This window comes from Sphingobium sp. 15-1 (assembly GCF_013375535.1).
GTDB lineage: Bacteria > Pseudomonadota > Alphaproteobacteria > Sphingomonadales > Sphingomonadaceae > Sphingobium > Sphingobium aromaticivastans.
Map to the genome: position 1 here is coordinate 1,215,205 of NZ_JABXJG010000001.1, position 19,109 is coordinate 1,234,313.

Annotated in this window: 18 protein-coding genes and 1 tRNA gene; 13 read left to right on the forward strand and 6 right to left on the reverse strand. The window is 64.9% G+C overall.

Translation table 11 applies throughout. From position 1 onward, the window contains the following. Positions 1-3: 3 nt before the first annotated feature. Entirely contained in the window at positions 4-1,674 is a 1,671-nt protein-coding gene (locus HUK72_RS05605; protein WP_176597757.1) for an MFS transporter, read from the reverse strand. Between the two features lie 195 nt (positions 1,675-1,869). Here HUK72_RS05605 and HUK72_RS05610 point away from each other — a divergent pair, with 195 nt between their 5' ends. The 5 genes from HUK72_RS05610 to pgl all read left to right on the forward strand — a co-directional run bounded on the left by HUK72_RS05610 (position 1,870) and on the right by pgl (position 7,680). Continuing rightward, entirely contained in the window at positions 1,870-3,078 is a 1,209-nt protein-coding gene (locus HUK72_RS05610; RefSeq protein WP_176595901.1) for an acetyl-CoA C-acetyltransferase, read from the forward strand. Between the two features lie 52 nt (positions 3,079-3,130). Continuing rightward, the gene (locus tag HUK72_RS05615) at positions 3,131-5,308 is read left to right on the forward strand and encodes a 3-hydroxyacyl-CoA dehydrogenase NAD-binding domain-containing protein (RefSeq protein ID WP_176595902.1); all 2,178 of its coding nucleotides are present in this window, start codon (positions 3,131-3,133) and stop codon (positions 5,306-5,308) included. 202 nt (positions 5,309-5,510) lie between these two features. After that, complete coding sequence (gene galE / locus HUK72_RS05620; RefSeq protein ID WP_176595903.1) at positions 5,511-6,515, forward strand: UDP-glucose 4-epimerase GalE; 1,005 nt, start codon at positions 5,511-5,513, stop codon at positions 6,513-6,515. Continuing rightward, a complete protein-coding gene (locus HUK72_RS05625) occupies positions 6,512-6,985 on the forward strand; it encodes a YbaK/EbsC family protein (protein WP_176595904.1) in 474 nt (157 codons plus the stop codon). The genes galE and HUK72_RS05625 overlap by 4 nt, the downstream gene beginning before the upstream one ends. Before the next feature lie 5 nt (positions 6,986-6,990). Next, the gene (gene pgl / locus HUK72_RS05630) at positions 6,991-7,680 is read left to right on the forward strand and encodes a 6-phosphogluconolactonase (protein WP_176595905.1); all 690 of its coding nucleotides are present in this window, start codon (positions 6,991-6,993) and stop codon (positions 7,678-7,680) included. Positions 7,681-7,682: 2 nt separating this feature from the next. Here the strand turns inward: pgl and HUK72_RS05635 are convergent, their stop codons facing one another. Continuing rightward, entirely contained in the window at positions 7,683-7,946 is a 264-nt protein-coding gene (locus HUK72_RS05635) for a hypothetical protein (protein ID WP_176595906.1), read from the reverse strand. Positions 7,947-8,001: 55 nt separating this feature from the next. Here HUK72_RS05635 and HUK72_RS05640 point away from each other — a divergent pair, with 55 nt between their 5' ends. Further along, positions 8,002-9,147, forward strand: a complete 1,146-nt coding sequence (locus tag HUK72_RS05640) for an aminotransferase class I/II-fold pyridoxal phosphate-dependent enzyme (protein WP_176595907.1) — start codon at positions 8,002-8,004, stop codon at positions 9,145-9,147. Positions 9,148-9,456: 309 nt separating this feature from the next. Here HUK72_RS05640 and HUK72_RS05645 read toward each other — a convergent pair. Continuing rightward, a tRNA-Leu gene (locus HUK72_RS05645) sits at positions 9,457-9,541 on the reverse strand. Between HUK72_RS05645 and HUK72_RS26970 the strand changes: the two genes are divergently transcribed. From HUK72_RS26970 to HUK72_RS05670, 6 genes are all read left to right on the forward strand, one after another. Beyond that, complete coding sequence (locus HUK72_RS26970; protein WP_218035913.1) at positions 9,542-9,709, forward strand: hypothetical protein; 168 nt, start codon at positions 9,542-9,544, stop codon at positions 9,707-9,709. Between the two features lie 68 nt (positions 9,710-9,777). After that, the gene (zwf, locus tag HUK72_RS05650; RefSeq protein WP_176595908.1) at positions 9,778-11,238 is read left to right on the forward strand and encodes a glucose-6-phosphate dehydrogenase; all 1,461 of its coding nucleotides are present in this window, start codon (positions 9,778-9,780) and stop codon (positions 11,236-11,238) included. Further along, the gene (gene edd / locus HUK72_RS05655) at positions 11,231-13,072 is read left to right on the forward strand and encodes a phosphogluconate dehydratase (RefSeq protein WP_176595909.1); all 1,842 of its coding nucleotides are present in this window, start codon (positions 11,231-11,233) and stop codon (positions 13,070-13,072) included. The genes zwf and edd overlap by 8 nt, the downstream gene beginning before the upstream one ends. Positions 13,073-13,186: 114 nt before the next feature. After that, the gene (glk, locus tag HUK72_RS05660; protein WP_176595910.1) at positions 13,187-14,152 is read left to right on the forward strand and encodes a glucokinase; all 966 of its coding nucleotides are present in this window, start codon (positions 13,187-13,189) and stop codon (positions 14,150-14,152) included. After that, entirely contained in the window at positions 14,152-14,769 is a 618-nt protein-coding gene (gene eda / locus HUK72_RS05665) for a bifunctional 4-hydroxy-2-oxoglutarate aldolase/2-dehydro-3-deoxy-phosphogluconate aldolase (RefSeq protein WP_176595911.1), read from the forward strand. The genes glk and eda overlap by 1 nt, the downstream gene beginning before the upstream one ends. Positions 14,770-14,806: 37 nt before the next feature. After that, positions 14,807-15,319, forward strand: a complete 513-nt coding sequence (locus HUK72_RS05670; protein WP_176595912.1) for a hypothetical protein — start codon at positions 14,807-14,809, stop codon at positions 15,317-15,319. Between the two features lie 94 nt (positions 15,320-15,413). Here the strand turns inward: HUK72_RS05670 and HUK72_RS05675 are convergent, their stop codons facing one another. Together HUK72_RS05675 and hemB are read right to left on the reverse strand one after the other, a co-directional pair. After that, positions 15,414-15,998, reverse strand: a complete 585-nt coding sequence (locus tag HUK72_RS05675; protein ID WP_176595913.1) for a gamma carbonic anhydrase family protein — start codon at positions 15,996-15,998, stop codon at positions 15,414-15,416. Between the two features lies 1 nt (position 15,999). Then, positions 16,000-16,995 (reverse strand): porphobilinogen synthase, encoded by a 996-nt coding sequence (gene hemB / locus HUK72_RS05680; protein ID WP_176595914.1) that lies wholly within the window; start codon positions 16,993-16,995, stop codon positions 16,000-16,002. A 72-nt stretch (positions 16,996-17,067) separates the two neighbouring features. On the opposite strand from hemB, the gene HUK72_RS05685 reads away from it, so the two are divergent. Next, on the forward strand, positions 17,068-17,445 hold the full coding sequence (locus HUK72_RS05685) for a VOC family protein (RefSeq protein ID WP_176595915.1): 378 nt from the start codon (positions 17,068-17,070) through the stop codon (positions 17,443-17,445). 3 nt (positions 17,446-17,448) lie between these two features. On the opposite strand, the gene HUK72_RS05690 is transcribed toward HUK72_RS05685, so the two are convergent. After that, on the reverse strand, positions 17,449-19,029 hold the full coding sequence (locus HUK72_RS05690; RefSeq protein WP_176595916.1) for a M28 family metallopeptidase: 1,581 nt from the start codon (positions 19,027-19,029) through the stop codon (positions 17,449-17,451). Positions 19,030-19,109: the final 80 nt, after the last annotated feature.

Sequence of the window (19,109 nt, forward strand, 5' to 3'; positions counted from 1 at the left end):
GGATCAGCTCGAACGGGTGGGATCGGTCATGGGATCGCCCAATTCCCGGGGATCGGCCGAACGTCCCAGCGGCAGCGAACCGGTCTGCCGCTCCACCATGCGATGGACGACCGGCGGATGCGGGCCGCGATGCAGGGCGTGGATGGCTTCGCTGTTCGCCATGTCGGCCACCGTCCGGCGGCTGTTATGGCGGACATAGTCCAGCCAGGTCGACACATGATAGCGCTCCACCCACAGTTCCGGATCGCCCAGGTCGCGCAGCAGCGACCAGCCATGGGCGCCGTCGCGGCGGCGGATGCGGCGGCGTTCGCTCATTGCCGTCAGGAAGGGAACGACCGATCCGGCGGCGATGCGATATTCGATGGTGACGACCACCGGTCCGCTGCGGGGTTCGATCGGAACGGCCGTCTCAGGCTCCCGCCACATATTCTGGAGGTCGAGATTCTCCTCACCCGCTTGCGAAAGCGGGCGGACATAGCCGATGATTACGGAGACGAACTGGACGGCGGCGGCGATATAGAGGGCGGCGGCGACGCCATGATCTTCCGCCAATGTGCCGAACAGCCAGGCGCCCCCGGCCATGCCGCCGAAGGCGATCATCTGATACAGGGCGACGGCCCGCGCCACGACCCAGCGCGGCGCCGACATCTGGACGGACACGTTGAAGGTCGAAAGCGCGACCACCCAGCCCGCGCCCGCCAGCAGCAGTCCCGCCAACGCCACGATCAGCCAGTCGCTGACGGCCATCAACGCCGTGCCGACCGCAAGCGCGATGGCGGAAGCGCGCACCATGGTTTCGACAGAAAAGCGGCGGCGCAATTGCCCGGTCAACAAGGCGCCCGTCACCGCGCCGATGCCGAAAGCGCCGCTGAGCGCGCCGAAGGTCAGCGCGCCGCCCCCCAGCAAATCGCGCGCCACCAGCGGCATCATCGCTGAAACGGCGCTGGCGCCGATGCCGAAGGCCGCGCTGCGCAGCAGGACGACCTGGATCTTCGGGGACATGGCGACATAGCGGACTCCCGCCCGCATCGCGATGCCCATCCGTTCTCGGGGCAGAAGCTGGGGGACGCTTTCAGGCCGCCAGCGGGCCAGCACCACGACCAGGCCGATATAGCTGACCGCATTGACCAGGAATGCGGTCGCCGCGCCGGCCGCCGCCACGATGATGCCGCCCAGCGCCGGGCCGATGCTGCGCGCCATGTTGAAGCCCATGGAATTGAGCGAGACGGCATGGGGCAAGGCCGCGCGCGGCACCATGTCCCCGACCGACGCCTGCCAGGCCGGTCCATTGATCGCAGTGGCGCAGCCGACGAGGAAGGTGAAGCCCAGCAAGGCCCAGGGCGTCACCCATCCCATCCAGGCGAACAGCGCCAGCAGGGCGGAGACGATGAGCATGAAGAGCTGACAGAGCAGCATCACCACCCGCCGGTCGCTATTGTCCGCCACCGCCCCGGCCCAGAGCGACAACAGCATAATCGGCAGGGTCGTCGCCGCAGGCACGAGCGCGATCATCTGGGGCGAGGCCGAAAGCGAGGTCATCATCCACTGCGCGCCGACCGACTGGATCAGCCCGCCGAAGTTCGAGGCGAGGCTGGCCCACCAGATCGCACGGAAGATCGGAATCGACAGGGGCGACGGCGCTTGGGAGGGGTCCGACTCTGACACGCTTTCCATGAAGCGGAATAAGGCGGTCGGGTCAAATCCGCGAATCATTAAAAGAATTGAATTGTCCGGCGGAGGACGAGGCGGAAAGCCTTTGGCGGGATGACGTTACGGTCGGGCGGGCTGACGATTGAGACTTGCACTTTACGTAAACGTAAATACATTTGCAGCGATCATCCGACGCCCAGCGGAGAGGAATGGAAAGCCATGGAAGCCTATATCTACGATGCCGTCAGGACGCCCCGGGGCCGGGGCAAGGCCGACGGGTCGCTGCACGAAATCACCCCCATCCAACTGGCGACGCAGATGCTGGAAGCGGTGCGGGACCGGACGCAGATCGACACCGCCGACGTCGATGACGTCATCCTGGGCTGCGTCAGCCCGGTGGGCGAGCAGGGCGCGGACATTGCCCGCGTGGCGGTGCTGAACGCCGACTACGCTCAGACCGTGCCGGGGGTGCAGATCAACCGCTTCTGCGCTTCGGGGCTGGAGGCCGTGAATATGGCGGCCGCGAAGGTCTATTCGGGCGAAGCGGGCCTTGCCATCGGCGGCGGCGTCGAGTCGATGAGCCGCGTGCCCATGGCTTCGGACGGCGGCGCCTGGGCGATGGACCCGGCGGTCGCCTACAAGACCTATTTCGCACCGCAGGGCATCGGCGCCGACGTGATCGCCACCAAGTTCGGGATCAGCCGGGACGATGTCGACGCCTATGCCGTCGAAAGCCAGCGCCGCGCCAAGGTTGCCTGGGACGAAAAGCGCTTCGCCAAGTCCATCGTGCCGGTGAAGGACGTCATCGGATCGGTCGTGCTCGACCATGATGAGCATATGCGGCCCGACGCGACGATGCAGTCGCTCGCGGCGCTGAAACCCAGCTTCACGGCGCTGGGCGAGGAGATGCCGGGCTTCGACGCCATCGCCCTGCTCCGCTATCCCGAGTTGGAGAAGGTCAACCATGTCCACCACGCCGGCAACAGCAGCGGCATCGTCGACGGCGCCGCCGCGGTGCTGGTCGGCAACAGGGAGATGGGCGAGAAATATGGGCTGAAACCCCGCGCCCGGATCAAGGCCATGGCCTCCATCGGGTCGGAACCGCTGATCATGCTGACCGGGCCTGAGTTCGTGGCGGGCAAGCTGCTCAATCGGGCGGGCATGAGCAAGGCCGACATCGACCTGTGGGAACTGAACGAGGCCTTTGCCAGCGTCGTGCTACGCTACATGCAGGCGATGGACCTCGACCATGGGCAGATCAACGTCAATGGCGGCGCCATCGCAATGGGCCATCCGCTGGGCGCGACCGGGGCGATGGTGCTGGGCACGGCGCTGGACGAGCTGGAACGGACCGGCAAGGGCACCGCGCTCATCAACCTGTGCGTGGGCGCGGGCATGGGCACCGGGATCATCATCGAGCGAATCTGAATCTCTCCTCCGTTCGGGCTCAGGGCGAACGGAGAGTAAAAGGCGGCTTATCATGCAGACCATCAATTTCGACATCGACGCCGACGGCATCGCCACCCTCACCATTGATGTTCCCGATCAGTCGATGAACGTCATCGGCCCGGATTTCCTGGCCGATCTGGACGCCGCGATCACGCGCATTGCCTCTGAAGAGGCCATCAAGGGCGCGGTCATCGCGTCGGGCAAGGACAGCGGCTTCATGGCCGGCATGGACTTGAAATATTTCGGGTCGATGCTGGTCAGCGAGACCGGCAAGGCCCCTGCCCCGGCCGCGATCTTCGACAAGGTTTTCGTGCTGAACCAGTTGTTCCGGCGGCTGGAAACCTGCGGCAAGCCGGTCGCCTGCGCCATTGAGGGCACCTGCGTCGGCGGCGGGTTCGAGCTGGCGCTGGCCTGTCATCGCCGGATCGTGGGCGACAGCCCGAAGACGCAGTTGGGCCTGCCGGAAATCCTGATCGGCCTGTTCCCCGGCGGCGGCGGGTCGCAGCGCCTGCCGCGCATCATGGGGGTGCAGGCGTCGCTGATGTACATGTTGCAGGGCAAGCTGTTCCGCCCGGCCGACGCGGCGATGATGAAGGTCGTGGATCAGGTCGTGCCGCAGGGCACGGCAGTCGAAGCCGCGCGCGAATGGGTGAAGGCCAATCCCAACGCCTCCGTGCAACCCTGGGACGTCAAGGGCTTCAAATTCCCCGGCGGCGCGGGCGGCTTCAATCCGGCCTTCGTCCAGACCATGGCGGGCGCTCTGCCGATGACGCTCAAGCAGACCCAGCGCAACATGAACGCACCGATCGCGCTGCTTTCGGCGGTCTATGAGGGGGCCTTCCTGCCCATCGATCGGGCGATCCGGGTGGAGAGCAAATATTTCGCCAAGGTCGCGGCCGACCCGCAGGCGGCGAACATGATCCGCAGCCTGTTCGTCAACAAGCAGGCGGCTGAACGCGGCGCACGGCGGCCCAAGGACCAGCCCAAGGCGCCGACGAAAAAGCTGGCCATGCTGGGCGCAGGCATGATGGGCGCAGGGATAGCCACTGTGGCCGCGCAGGCGGGGATTGAGGTCGTGCTGTTCGACCGTGACCAGGCCTATGCCGAAAAGGGCAAGGCCCATGTCGAGGAGGTGCTGAAGAAGCGGCTCGGCCGGGGCATGACGCCGGAGAAGATGGCGGAGACGCTGGCCCGCGTGACGCCGACGACGGATTATGCCGCGCTGGCCGGGGCGGACTTCGTGATCGAGGCGGTGTTCGAGGATGTCGCCATCAAGGCCGAAGTGACCAAGAAGGTCGAGGAGGTGCTGGGCGCGGATACGATCTTCGGGTCGAACACCTCCACGCTGCCGATCACCCGGCTCGCCAAGGCGTGGAGCAAGCCGGAGAATTTCATTGGCATCCACTTCTTCTCACCGGTCGAGAAGATGCCGCTGGTGGAAATCATATTGGGCAAGGAGACCGGTCCGGCCGCCATCGCCAAGGCGCTGGATTTCGTCGCCCAGATCAAGAAGACGCCGATCGTCGTCAATGACTCGCGCGGCTTCTATACCTCGCGCTGCTTCGGCACCTATGTGCAGGAAGGCGTGGAGATGGTGGCGGAGGGGATCAATCCCGCGCTGATCGAAAATGCCGGGCGGCAACTGGGCATGCCGGTGGGGCCGCTCGCCGTGGGCGACGAGGTTTCCATCGAGCTTGGCCACAAGATCGTCGTCGCCGCGCAGAAGGAGCTAGGCGACGCCTATGTCGCGCAGCCGTCCGACGCGGTGATGGCGCGAATGGTCGAGCTGGGGCGGCTGGGGCGGAAAAGCGCCAAAGGCTGGTATGATTATCCCGAGGGCGGGAAGAAGCATCTCTGGGCCGGTCTGGAGGAGATGTTCCCTCGCGCCGCCGTGCAGCCCGATGTCGAGGCGGTGAAGGAGCGGCTGCTCTATCGCCAGTTGATCGAATGCGCGCGTTGCTTCGAGGAAGGCGTGCTGGAGACGCCGGAGGATGGCGACATCGGCGCGATCTTCGGCTGGGGTTTCGCGCCCTATACCGGCGGGCCGTTCAGTCATATGGGCACGGTCGGCATCGGTCATGTTGTGGCGGTGCTGGAGCGGCTGGCGGCGACGCATGGGGATCGCTTTGCGCCTACGGTCCAGTTGCAGGATATGGCGGCGAGCGGCACGACTTTCTATCGCCCCGTTTCGTCTCGCGCCGCAGCATGAATGGGGTGGGAATCGTCACGAAGCTGATCTAGTCCTGACAGGCAAAGGGCTGTAACCTTCTCATTCGTCATGCTGAACTTGTTTCAGCATCCATTTCGCCTTCGGCAAGACCTGAGTCCGTAGGCGCGATGGATGCTGAAACAAGTTCAGCATGACGGGGGAGAATGGCGGCGGCCCTGATCTATCGGGAGACCTTCATCTTATGAGCGAAAAGCCGACGGTTCTGGTCACGGGCGGGGCCGGCTATATTGGCAGCCATGCCGTATTGGCGCTGCGCGATGCAGGCTATGGCGTCGTGGTGATCGACAATCTGGTGACGGGGTTCCGTTGGGCGGTGCCCGATGATGTGGCGTTCGTTCAGGGCGATATTTCGGATCAGCCGCTGGTGCAGAAGACCTTGCGCGACCATGGCGTGAAGGCGGTGATGCACTTTGCCGGATCGGTCGTGGTGCCGGAATCGGTCGAAAACCCGCTCAAATATTATCATAACAACAGCGCCAAGACCCGCGACCTGATCGAGAGCGTCGTCACAATCGGCGTGCCGCATTTCATCTTCTCCTCGACGGCGGCGACCTACGGCATTCCGGAGGAAAGCCCGGTCAGGGAAACGACACCGCAGCGGCCGATCAATCCCTATGGCATGTCGAAGCTGATGACCGAATATATGCTGCGCGACGTCAGCGCGGCGCATGCGATGAACTTCTGCGCGCTGCGCTATTTCAACGTGGCGGGCGCCGATCCGGCCGGGCGGACGGGGCAGTCGACGGCGGGGGCGACGCATCTCATCAAGGTCGCGGTCGAGGCGGCTTTGGGCAAGCGGAGTAATGTTTCGGTGTTCGGGACCGATTTCGATACGCCCGATGGGACCGGGGTGCGCGACTATATCCATGTCACCGATCTAGCGGCGGCGCATGTGCTGGCGCTGGAAGCGCTGATGGCCAAGCCGGAGCAGAATTATCTGCTCAACTGCGGCTATGGGCGGGGCTTTTCCGTGCTGGAGGTGCTGGACGCGGTCGACCGGGTGACGAACCTGAAGATCGACCGGCGGATGGAGGGACGGCGCGCGGGCGATCCGGATGCGCTGATCTCCGACAATCGGGCGATCATGGGGGAATTTCCGTGGACGCCGCAACATGCCGATCTCGACCAGATCGTGACCCATGCCCTGGCGTGGGAGCGCAAGCTGACGGAGATTCGGGGCGAATGAGCGCGGAGTCGGTTCGGGCCTTCTTCTCCGCTCATGCGCCGGATGTCGCCATCATCGACCAGGGGGTGAGCACCGCCACGGTCAATGAAGCGGCGGAAGCCTTGGGCGTGGTTCCGGCGCGGATCGCCAAGACGCTGTCGCTGCGGGTCGGGGATGAAGTCGCGCTGGTGGTGGCGCGGGGCGATGCGCGGTTGCATAATGGCAAGGCCAAGGCGGCGCTGGGGGCCAAGCCGCGCATGCTGGGGCTGGAGGAGGTCGAGGGATTGACCGGCCATCCGGTCGGGGGCGTGTGCCCCTTTGGGTTGGCGGCGCCGCTGCCCGTCTATTGCGACGTGTCGTTGCGCGATTTCGACACTGTGTTTCCGGCGGCGGGATCGCGGACGACTTCGGTGGAACTGACGCCGGAACGGCTGGCCGAACTGACCCGCGCGCGGTGGATCGACATTTGCACCCTTCCCGAAGAGAATTGAACGACATGCCTACCGAACATCTTTTCGTCGATGGCGCGCTGGCGGCGGCGGACATGGCGCGGCGGATCGCTGTGGTCCTGGGGGATGCCATCGCGGCGCGGGGAGTCGCAACGATCGCGCTGTCGGGCGGGCGATCGCCCAGGCCAGTGCTGGAGGCTTTGGCGGGGGTGGCGCTCGATTGGGACAAAGTGATCGTGACGCTGGTCGATGAGCGCTGGGTGGCGCCGGACCATGTGGACAGCAATGAGCGGCTGGTGCGCGAGACTTTGTTGCAGGGGAAGGCTGCGGCGGCGCGGTTCGTGCCGATGAAGAATGATGCGGCGGACGCCTATGCCGGGCAGGCCGAATGCGAGGCGGCTTTTGCGGCCCTGCCCTGGCCGCTCGACATCGTGCTGCTGGGGATGGGCGAGGATGGGCATACCGCTTCGCTGTTCCCGGGGGCGAAGGAATTGGCCGAGGGGCTTTCGACCGGGGCTTTGACGCTGGCCGTAACGCCGCCCGCCGCGCCGCATCAGCGCATGTCGATGAGTGTCGGAGCGATATTGGCGAGCCGGCATATGTTCCTGCAAATCGGCGGGGCGGCGAAGAAGGCGGTTTATGACCGGGCTTTGACGGGGGGGCCGGTGGAGGAACTGCCGATCCGGGTAGCGCTGTGCCAACATGCGGTTTCGGTGGAGGTTTGGATTTCGGAGTAGGTTCAGTCGCGGGGCTTGTGCTTTGAGAAGAGGTAGCGCCAGACGCCTACCATGTTGATGCCGAGCAACGCGATATTCTGGAAGCCTATGCCTTCGCTGTCTTTCGCGAGGAACCCCCAGCCGATCAGCGCGATGGAGGATGTCACGAACAGCACGAACGCCCAGCCCGTGATGCGGCGGCCAAGGTTCAACGATACGATCAGGGCGGCGATGGTGGCGGCGGCGGCGCCATAATATTGCAGCGCGTCGAGGATGGTTTCGTTCACGTCTTTCCCAACGCGGCAATTGTGACAAGGTTGCGGGGCGGGTAAGAGGCGGCGCATGGTTGCCAAGATCGATCCTTTTCACGCCATCGCCATCAGCCGGGAAGCCCATAAGCTGGAGGCCGAGGGGCGATCCATCCTGCATATGGAGTTCGGCCAGCCTTCGACCGGGGCGCCGTCCGCTGCGATTATGGAAGCGCATGCCGTGCTGGACCGCGACCCCATGGGCTATTGGGAAAGCCCGGCGCTGAAGGAACGGATCGCGCTGCATTATCGGGAGCGGTACGGCGTGGCGGTGGAGGCGGAGCAGATATTGCTCACCTGCGGGGCTTCACCGGGGCTGGTGCTGGCGCTGACCAGCCTGTTCGCGCCCGGAGCGCGGGTGGCGACGGCGCGGCCGGGCTATGTGGCCTATCGCAACACGTTGAAGGCGCTGTATCTGAAGCCGCTGGAGGTCGATTGCGGCCCGGCGGAGCGTTACCAGATCAGCGCGGCGGCGCTGGAGGCGCTGAACCCGGCGCCCGACGGCGCGATCATCGCCAGTCCGGCCAATCCCACGGGAACCATCATTCCGGCGGAGGAACTGGCGCGAATCGCACAGGTTTGCCGGACGCGCGGCATCAGGATCGTGTCGGACGAGATTTATCACGGGCTGAGTTACGGCGAACCGGCGCGGTCGATGTTGGAATTCGCGCCGGACGCCATCGTCGTGAACAGCTTCTCCAAATATTTTTCCATGGCCGGGTGGCGGCTGGGCTGGGTGGTGTTTCCGCCCGACCTGATCGACACGGCGCGGGCGCGGATGGGCAATCTGTTCCTGACGCCGCCTTCCCTCGCCCAACATGCGGGGTTGAAGGCGTTCGACTGCATCGATGAGCTGGAGGGGCATGTCGCGACCTATCGCCGCAACCGAGAGTTGCTGCTGGCCGCCCTGCCCGCGCTGGGATTGAAGGAGATCGCGCCGCCGGACGGGGCCTTCTACATCTATGCGGATGTGGGGCACCTGACCAATGACAGCCTGTCCTTCTGTCAGAGGCTGCTCCGCGAAACGGGTGTGGCGACAGCGCCCGGCATCGATTTCGATCCGGTGGACGGGCATCGGCATATCCGCTTCAGCTTCGCCGTTTCCACCGATCGGGTGGAGGACGCCATTGCCCGGATGATCCCCTGGTTCAACGCGCAGGGTGGCGCGACAAGAGATTGATCCATTTCGGTTGGATCGGAAAATTCCTCTGGTATCTTAAATATTTGCGGTTAATCGCAGGGGTGCGACCCGAAGCTTTTACCCTGTGAAAGCTCGCCTGCCCGGCAGCCCTGCTGCCGGGCTTTTTGGCATAGACAGGACGACCGACGCGATGCGCGTCGATCCTTTACAAATGTTGGAAGAGATCGCGTCCCAAAGCGGAGGCACCTCGAACCCAACAGGGTTCGCAAGGCCGAACGGCCGCCCGAGCTTATGCGAGAATAGCCAAGGCCGCGGATGCGGCCGCCCGGCGCTTGAGGCAAAATAAGATGGTGCGGGCGGTCGGAATCGAACCGACACTCCTTTCGGAACCGGATTTTGAGTCCGGCGCGTCTACCAGTTTCACCACGCCCGCATGCCCTTTGCTGCCTTTTCCGAGCCGGAAGATGATTCCATCGTCCTTGGGAAAGGCCAGGGTGGAGCGCCAATGGCAAAATCGGCGGCCAGCGTCCAGCCAAAAATCAACGCCTTCATCTTCTCGCGGTTGCGAGATGGTCCCCGCGGCGATAGCCTGCTTGCGTAACGAGTGCCGCAGGGTATAAGGGCGGCATCGTGCAGACCTGAAAACACTAAACGGAAAAGGGGTATCCTTTGACCGAACCGTCTGCCACGTTCCTGCTGTTCGGCGCCACCGGCGATCTGGCGCACAGGATGATCTTTCCCTCGCTCTACAATCTGCTGGCCGACGGCCTGCTGCCGGAGGATTTCCTGATCATCGCGTCAGGACGGTCCGAATTCACCGACGAGCAGTTTCGCGGCGACATCGACAATGCGCTGAAGAAATTCCTCGCCGCCGACCGTTATGACGCGGAAATCGCGGAACGGCTGCGGGACATCATCGTCTACCAGCCGGTCGAGGCGGGCAATGCAGCGCAGTTCAAGGCACTGGCGAAGCGGCTGGACGGGCGACTCGACAAGGGCGTATCCGTCTATCTTTCGACGCCCCCTTCCCTTTTCGCGCCGACCGCGCAGGGGCTGGCGGACGCGGGCATCATCACGCCCAGGACGCGAATCGCGATGGAAAAGCCGATCGGCAAGGATCTGGCTTCGTCCAGGCAAGTCAATGATGGCATCGGCGCGCTGTTCGCAGAAGATCAGATTTTCCGCGTCGACCATTATCTGGGCAAGGAAACGGTCCAGAACCTGCTCGCCCTGCGCTTCGGCAATGTGATGTTCGAGCCGCTGTGGAACACCACCGCCATCGACCATGTGCAGATCACCGTGGCCGAGACGGTGGGGCTGGAAGGCCGGGTTTCCTATTATGACGGCGTCGGCGCGCTGCGCGACATGGTGCAGAACCATGTGCTGCAAATCCTGTCGATCATCGCCATGGAGCCGCCCGCCCGCATGGACCCGACTTCCGTGCGCGACGAGAAGGTGAAGGCGCTCCGTTCACTCCGCCCGATGACGGCGGAGACGGTGAAGACGCATAGCGTGCGCGGGCAATATACGCCGGGCGCGGTCGGCGGGCAGATCGTCACCGGCTATGCCGATGAGCTGGGCAAGCCGTCCGATACCGAGACGTTCGTGGCGCTAAAGGCCCATATCGACAATTGGCGCTGGCAGGGCGTGCCCTTCTATCTGCGTACGGGCAAGCGCATGCCGACACGCCAGTCGGAGATTTTGATCCAGTTCAAGCCGGTCCGCCATTCGATCTTCGGGCGGAATGGCGGGTCGGGGCTGGAGCCGAACACGCTCATCATCCGGTTGCAGCCGGAAGAATATATCCGCCTGCTCATCATGAGCAAAAGGCCGGGGCTGGAGCGCGACGTGCATCTGGAGGAGGTGACGCTGGACGTGTCGCTGACCGCCGCCTTTGCCGGGCAGCGCCGCCGGATCGCCTATGAGCGGCTGATCCTGGACCTGCTGGCCGGGGACGCCACCTTGTTCGTGCGCCGGGATGAGGTCGAGGCGCAATGGACCTGGATCGATTCGATCATCGACGGGTGGAAGGAGGCGGGCGTGAAACCCTCGTCCTATTCTTCAGGGAACTGGGGGCCATCCTCAGCCATTGCCCTTATCGAACGTGACGGAGCAAGCTGGAATGACTGATCTTCATCCGGTGATCGCCAAGGTCACTGAGCGCATCACGAAACGCAGCGCGGCTTCGCGCCTCAAATATCTGAGCCTGATCGAACGCGGGCGGGACGCAGGGACCAACCGCGCCCAGCTTAGCTGCGGGAACCTGGCCCATGGCTTTGCCGCGAGCGGCGAAGACAAGGCTGTCATCCGCAACGGCGCGGCGATGAATTTCGGCATCGTCACCGCTTATAACGACATGCTGTCGGCGCATCAGCCCTATGGCCGCTATCCGGAGCAGATCAAGCTGGCGGCGCGGGAGGTGGGCTGCACCGCGCAGGTGGCGGGCGGCGTTCCGGCGATGTGCGACGGCGTGACCCAGGGGCAGGCGGGGATGGACCTGTCGCTTTTCTCCCGCGACACGATTGCGCTGTCGACGGCGGTGTCGCTGAGCCATGCGATGTTCGAGGGCGCGCTGCTGCTGGGCATTTGCGACAAGATCGTGCCGGGGCTGCTGATCGGCGCGCTGCGTTTCGGGCATCTGCCGACGATCCTGATCCCCGCCGGGCCGATGCCTTCGGGCCTGGCGAACAAGGAGAAGGTACGCATCCGCCAGCTCTATGCCGAGGGCAAGGTGGGCAAGGAGGAATTGCTGGAGTCCGAAAGCGCCAGCTATCATGGCGCGGGGACTTGCACCTTCTATGGCACGGCCAATTCGAACCAGATGATGATGGAGATGATGGGGCTGCATATGCCCGCCGCCTCCTTCGTGCATCCGGGCACCAAGCTGCGGCAGGAACTGACGCGGGCGGCGGTGCATCAGCTTTCGCGCATCGGTTGGGCCAAAGACGGACAACCCAATGACGATTACCGGCCGCTGGGCCATTGCGTGAACGAGAAGGCGATCGTCAACGCGATCATCGGGCTGATGGCGACCGGCGGGTCGACCAACCATGCGATCCACGTGCCCGCCATTGCACGAGCGGCGGGGATCATCGTCGACTGGACTGATTTCGCGGAGATTTCCGATGTCGTGCCGTTGCTGGCGCGAGTCTATCCCAATGGATCGGGCGATGTGAACAATTTCCATGCGGCGGGGGGCATTAGCTATGTGATCCGCGAGCTGTTGGAAAATGGCCTGCTGCATGGGGATATTCCGACCGTGGCGCGCCAGGGTCTGGCCGATTATGGGCAGGAGCCGGTGCTGGAAAATGAGGCGCTCGCCTGGAAGGATGTGCCGGAATCGCGGGATCAGACGATCTTGCGGCCGGTGTCCGATCCGTTCAGCCCGGATGGGGGGATGAAACTGCTCTCCGGCAATCTGGGGCGCTGCGTCATGAAGGTGAGCGCCGTCGACAAGGAGCGCTGGACCATCGAGGCTCCTGCGGCGGTGTTCCACGATCAGGACGATGTGCTGCGCGCCTTCAAGGCGGGCGAGCTGGAGCGCGACGTCGTGGTCGTGGTGCGCTTCCAGGGACCAAGGGCGAACGGCATGCCGGAGCTGCACAAGCTGACCCCGGCGCTGGGCGTGTTGCAGGATCGGGGTTTCCGCGTGGCGCTGGTGACGGACGGGCGCATGTCGGGAGCTTCGGGCAAGGTGCCGGCGGCCATTCACCTCTCGCCCGAGGCTTTGGGCGGCGGTCCCATCGGCAAGCTGCGCGACGGCGATCCGGTGCGGGTCTGCGCCGAGACGGGCGAGATCATGGCGCTGGTCGACGCGGCGGAGTGGGAAGCGCGGGATATTCCGGCGGCGCCCCCTGCCCCCTATGATACGGGCCGCGAGCTGTTCGCGCTGTTCCGGCATCATAGCGATCTGGCGGAAAGCGGCGCCTCGCCCATCCTCGCGGCGATGGAAACCGAAATTTAAAAGCTACACCCGTTATCCCGGCGGAAGTTGGGATCTCATGAGGCCAGGCAGTGCGTTGTCGCCTGAGATCCCAGCTTACGCTGGGATGACGGAATGAATGGAGAGAGGTCGTTCATGACCGAGATCATCGCAGCCGACATCGGCGGCACCAACGCCCGCTTCGCCCGCGCCAAGCTGGATGCGCGCAATGTCCCGACCTTGGGCAAGGTGCGCAAATATAAGGTCGCGGATTATCCCAGCCTTCAGGCGTGCTGGGCCGCGTTCGTGGAGGATGAGGGGGGCAAGCTGCCGACGTCCGCCTCCATCGCCTTCGCCACCGCCATCGGGCGGGAGGTGATCAAGCTGACCAACAGCGCCTGGGTGATCCGGCCCGATACGCTGGACGAGGAACTGGGGCTCAAGCATTTGCGGCTGGTCAATGATTTCGAGGCGGTGGCCCATGCCGTGGCGCGGCTGCCGCAGGAAAATCTGCCACTGCTGTTCGGGGAGGACAGGCCCTTTCCGCGCGACGGCGGGGTGACGATATTGGGGCCGGGCACGGGCCTGGGCGTGGCGATGATCGCCTTTGACGATGGCGAACCGCATGTCATCGCGACCGAGGGCGGGCATCTGGACTTCGCGCCGCTCGATCCGCTGGAAGAGAAGATACTCGCCTATCTGCGCGACAAGTTCCTGCGCGTGTCGACGGAGCGGATCGTATCGGGGCCAGGGCTCAACAATATCTACAAGGCGATGGCGACCATCGGCCATGACCGGGTGGTGCTGATGGAGGATGCCGAATTGTGGCAGGCGGCCATCGACGGCACGGATGAATTTGCGCGGGCGGCGTTCGAGCGGTTCTGCATGTCCTACGGTTCGGTCGCGGGCGATCTGGCGCTGGCGCAGGGGCCGCATACGGTGGTGTTGGCCGGTGGGCTGACCCAGCGGATGCGGGAGCTGCTGCCGCAGAGCGGGTTCCATCAGCGCTTCACCGCCAAGGGGCGGTTCGAGAGCCTGATGAAGTCGGTGCCGATCCGGCTCGCCCTGCATGACGAAATCGGGCTGTACGGCGCGGCCGCGGCCTTTCGGGAGAAGAAATAATGGCGCTGAGCGTAGAACAGGTGATGGAACTGGCCCCGGTGATCCCGGTGCTGGTGGTCGAACGGGTCGAGGACGCGCTACCGATTGCGCGGGCGCTGGTGAAGGGCGGGCTGCCTGCGCTCGAGGTGACGCTGCGGACGCCTGCGGCGCTGGACGTGATCCGGGAGATGGCGAAGGTCGAGGGTGCCATGGTCGGCGCGGGAACGGTGCTCAATCCGGCGCAACTGGATGCCGCGATGGAGGCGGGTGCGCGCTTCATCGTCAGCCCTGGCTTGACCGAGCCTTTGGGGAAAGCGGCGATTGCGGCGGGGATTCCCTTCCTGCCGGGCACGGCGACGGCGGGCGACATCATGCGCGGGCTGGACATGGGGCTGTCGCATTTCAAATTCTTCCCGGCGGAGACTTCGGGCGGACTGCCTGCGTTGAAGGCTTTGGCGGCGCCGTTGCAGGATGCGCGATTCTGTCCGACCGGTGGAATCACCGCGGAGAGCGCACCCAAATGGCTGGCGGAACCCTTCATCAAATGTGTGGGCGGCAGTTGGGTCGTGCCCAAGGGGCCGGTCGATGCGGCGAAGATCGAGGCTCTGGCGCGGGATGCGGCGGCATTGCCGCGCTGATCTTGCGTCCGGGCGCGCTCCATCCTAGATGCGGGCCATGATCCCGCGTCGGTTGCTTCCCTCCCTGGTCCTGTTCCTGTCCGGTTGCGCCAGCACCTTTCAGGGCTATCCATCGCTTGCCAAGCGGGCGATCGAGGACGCGCCCATGGCTGAGGCGGCGCCTGCGCCCTCCCCGGTCGCGCCGGAGCCGGAGCTGGTCCAGAATGTGGACCGGCTGACGGCGCAGGCGCAGGCGGGCGGCGCGGCCTTTGACGAGGCCTGGCCCGCGGCGGACAAGGCGACGCGGGCGGCTTTGGGATCAGCGGTTTCCAGTGAGGCCTGGGTGGCGGCGCAGACGGCGCTGAGCGCGCTCGAATCGGCGCGGAACGACAGCGTGTCGGCGCTGGCGAGCCTGGACGTGCTTTATGTCGAGCGCAGTAATGCAGTGTCGGAGGGCAAGGTCAGCGGCGGGATCGATGCGATCGATGCGGCGCGGGGTTCGGCCTTGGCGATCGTCGATGGGCAGAATGACCGGCTGGATGTGCTGAAGGGGCGGTTGGCGCAGCCTTGAAAACCCTCCTCCGTTCGTTTCGAGCGTAGTCGAGAAACGTGTGCGCAAGTTTCTCGACTACGCTCGAAACGAACGGAGGTTGTTACGGGACCAGTTAGCCGGCCGAAAACGCCGCCTTTACCGCGCCCTTATGCGCTTTCCCGTTATGGACATAATGTTCGACGCCTTCGCGCATGTCGACCACCACCTCGTCGGACAGATCGCGCATATATTTGGCGGGACGGCCTGCCCATAGCTGGCGGTGGGGGACCGTCTTTCCCGGCGAGAGCAGCGCGCCCGCCGCCAGCATGGCGTCGCTTTCGACCGTGCAACCGCTCATGACGATGGCGCCGAGGCCCACGAAAGCGCGGTCCTTCAGCACGCAGCCATGGACCATCGCCAGATGGCCGATCAGTACATCCTCCCCGATGACCGTGGGCCAGCCTTCGGACGGGCGGCCATCGATATGGTCGCCGGGGCTGTCGCAATGGACCACCGTGCCGTCCTGGATATTGGTGCGCGCGCCGATATGGATGAAGTTCACATCCGCCCGGATCACGCAATTATACCAGATGCTGACGTCGGGACCGATCTCCACATCCCCGATGATCCGGCAACCCGGCGCGATGAAGGCGCTGGGGTGGATCTTCGGCGTCTTGCCGTTGAAGGAGATGATGGAGGCTTCGGGATGATCGGTCATTTCAGGCTCCCAGCAGGCGGGCGGCGTGGAGGGCGTGATAAGTGAGGACGCCCGAGCAGCCCGCGCGCTTGAACGCCATCAGCGTTTCCAGCACCAGCGCGTCGCGGTCCCCCGCCCCCACGGCGGCGGTGGCCTCCAGCATCGCATATTCGCCGGACACCTGATAAGCGAAGACGGGTACTTCGAACCGGTCCTTCACTCGGGCGATGATGTCGAGATAGGGCAGGCCCGGCTTCACCATCACGCTGTCGGCGCCCTCTGCGATGTCGAGGGCGACTTCGCGCAGCGCCTCCTCGCTGTTGGCGGGGTCCATCTGATAGGTTTTCTTGTTGCCCTTTAGCAGCCCGCTCGATCCGACCGCATCGCGGAACGGGCCGTAGAAGGCGCTCGCATATTTCGCGGCATAGGCCATGATCTGCACATTGGCGTGGCCTTCCTCCTCCAGCGCCTCGCGGATGGCGCCGACGCGGCCGTCCATCATGTCGCTGGGGGCGATGATGTCCGCGCCCGCCGCCGCCTGGTTGAGCGACTGGCCGATCAGCACGTCGATGGTGGCGTCGTTGACGACATAGCCCGCCTCGTCGAGCAGGCCGTCCTGGCCGTGGGCAGTGTAGGGATCAAGCGCTACGTCGGTCAGGATGCCGATGTCGGGCACTGCGTCCTTGATGGCCCGGATGGCATGGCACATGAGGTTGTCAGGATTGAGCGCTTCGGCGCCGTCGTCACTGCGGCGTTCAGGCTGGGTGTTGGGGAAGAGGGCGAGGCAGGGAATGCCCGCCGCCTGCGCTTCCTTCGCGCGCTCGACCATCAGGTCCACCGACCAGCGGGAGACGCCGGGAAGCGACTTGATGGGCTCCTCCACTTGCCTCCCTTCGGTTACGAAGAGCGGCCAGATGAAATCGCTGGGGGTCAGGCGGTTTTCGGCGTGCATCGCCCGGCTCCAGGCCGAGGCGCGGGTGCGGCGCAATCGAAGCGCCGGATAGGAGGCATGAGTCATGGCGGGTGTGTAGGCCGCCCAGCCGGGGGGATCAAGGTTCCCGCGACGCGATCGCGGTGATATGGCACGGACATGCGCGCCGTCCATCATATCGCGATCATCTGTTCCGATTATGCACGGTCCCGGGCCTTTTATGCCGAGTTGCTGGGCTTTGCCGTGATCCGCGAAGTGTGGCGCGACGAACGGCAATCGTGGAAATGCGATCTGGACGCGGGCAATGCCCAGATCGAACTCTTCTCCTTCCCCGTGCCGCCGCCCCGTCCGACCCGGCCGGAAGCCTGCGGCCTGCGCCACCTGGCCTTCACGGTCGATGATCTGGACGGGGAAGTGGCGCGGCTGGAGGCTGCGGGCGTCGCCTGCGAAGAGGTCCGGACCGATCCTTACACTGGGCAGCGCTTCACCTTCTTCGCTGATCCGGACGGGCTGCCGCTGGAATTGTACGAGGCCTGATCCTCATTTCGCGAAGCGACGGAAGAAGCTGTCCTCGTTCCACGCCGGGCGATCCGGGGCATTGGCGACGCGCAAGGTGACGGCGGCGACATAGTCGTTGAGCTTCACCGACTCCGCCGGCATCACCGGCTGCTTCGCATCGTCCTTGGGCGAATGGTAGATATTGGCGCGCCAGGCCTTTTCCACCGTCGCCTCCGGCGTGTTCGCCTTGAAGCCATATTTGAAGAACAGCGCGGGGATGCCCGTGCGGATGAAGCTGTACTGGTCCGAACGGATGAAGACGTTGCGGTCCGGGAAGGGATCGGGCGTGATCGGCAGGTTCATGGCCGCGCTCACCGCCGCCGCGTCCTTGCCCAGACTGCTCTGGTCGTAGCCGATGGGGGTCACACTGGTCAGCGGGAAGATGGGCAGCGCCATGTCGAAATTGAGGTCCGCCACCAAGTCCTTATGCGGCACGGTCGGCCGCCGGGCGAAATAGGTCGAGCCGAGCAGCCCCTTTTCCTCCGCCGTCACGATGGCGAACAGGATCGAGCGTTTGGGCTTCACCTTGCCGTCGCGCAGGGTGCGGGCGATCTCGATCAGGCTGGCCACGCCGGACGCATTGTCGATCGCGCCGTTGTAGATCGCGTCGCCGTCGATCGGCGTGCCGACGCCATAGCCGTCGAGATGGGCGGAAAGGACCACATATTGCTTTTTGAGGCGCGGGTCCGTCCCCGGCATGACGGCGATGATGTTGGGCGATGAGAGGTCGGCGCGCCGGGCGGCGACCTTCGCGTCCAGACGCTGGGCGAGCGCGAAGGACGGGACCGGCGCGGATTGATCGGCGGCGGCGGCGATCTGAGTGAAATCATGGCCGGACCCGGCGAAGAGCAGCGCGGATTTGGCCGGATCGAACTGAGCGTTCAGGAAGGGCGTGGCGGTTTCGCGCAGGGCCGCGTCCTGGAAGAACAGGGCCGGCTGGCTGGAGAGCGCCATGCGGCGGTCCCAGGGGATTTCAACCTGCTTGGGCGTGACGAGCTGGATCAGCCCCAATGCGCCTTGCCTGGCGAGCCAGGTCGATCGTTCGGAGCGGGCATGGGATTTAAGCGCGCCGGACAGGGTCGAGGGGCCGCCGGAAACGACGACCACGATCTTGCCTTTGAGGTCCAGCCCGGCGAAATCGTCATGCCCCGCTTCGGGCAGATGCAGGCCATATCCGGCGAAAACCAGCGGCGCGCTGACGGTTTGCGGCGCGGGGCCGCCGCCGCCCGAGAAGATGATGTCGGCGGGCACGGCGAGCGCGGTTTCGCCCTGCGCGCCGGTCAGGCTGGCGCCGCTGTCCCGCGACAGGATCACCTGCTCGGTGAAGGCGATGGGCTGCTTATAGCCATGCGTGCCCGCGGGCCGGAGGCCGAGCGCCTGAAGCTGGCCGATCACATAGTCGGCCGCCTTGTCATAGCCCGGCTTGCCCGTGCCGCGTCCTTCATAGGCATCGTCGGCCAGGGTGCGGACGTGGCTCCACCAGGCTTCTGCCCTGTTATCCGGAGCGGCGGGAGCCGCCGTGCTGATCAAACCCAGGAGAAGTCCGGAAAACAGTTTGCGCATCAGCAGCATGCTCCTTTTTAGAACCTGATGATCTTGCCCGATCCGGTGCGACGAACAAGGGGCTTGGAACCGCTACGGCC